Origin of the sequence: Halomonas sp. LBP4, from assembly GCF_003202205.1 — a bacterium.
In the GTDB taxonomy this organism is placed as follows: Bacteria; Pseudomonadota; Gammaproteobacteria; order Pseudomonadales; family Halomonadaceae; genus Halomonas; species Halomonas flagellata.
Genome location: NZ_PDOG01000052.1, coordinates 1 through 580, shown reverse-complemented (window position 1 = coordinate 580; position 580 = coordinate 1). Strand labels below are relative to the sequence as shown.

1 rRNA gene is annotated in these 580 nt (G+C 57.1%); it reads left to right on the top strand.

The window, feature by feature from the left end:
• Nucleotides 1-519, top strand: a 16S ribosomal RNA gene (locus CR157_RS22105); the annotation flags it as partial.
• Nucleotides 520-580: the final 61 nt, after the last annotated feature.

The window sequence follows — 580 nt, the reverse complement described above, 5'->3', positions numbered from 1 at the left end:
GTGCCTTCGGGAGCCGAGTGACAGGTGCTGCATGGCTGTCGTCAGCTCGTGTTGTGAAATGTTGGGTTAAGTCCCGTAACGAGCGCAACCCTTGTCCCTATTTGCCAGCGATTCGGTCGGGAACTCTAGGGAGACTGCCGGTGACAAACCGGAGGAAGGTGGGGACGACGTCAAGTCATCATGGCCCTTACGGGTAGGGCTACACACGTGCTACAATGGTCGGTACAAAGGGTTGCGAAGCCGCGAGGTGGAGCCAATCCCGAAAAGCCGGTCTCAGTCCGGATCGGAGTCTGCAACTCGACTCCGTGAAGTCGGAATCGCTAGTAATCGTGAATCAGAATGTCACGGTGAATACGTTCCCGGGCCTTGTACACACCGCCCGTCACACCATGGGAGTGGACTGCACCAGAAGTGGTTAGCTTAACCTTCGGGGGAGCGATCACCACGGTGTGGTTCATGACTGGGGTGAAGTCGTAACAAGGTAGCCGTAGGGGAACCTGCGGCTGGATCACCTCCTTACCGACGACGTCACCGGCTGTCGGCAAGTGCTCACAATGAATTACCTGATCGGCCAGAGCAA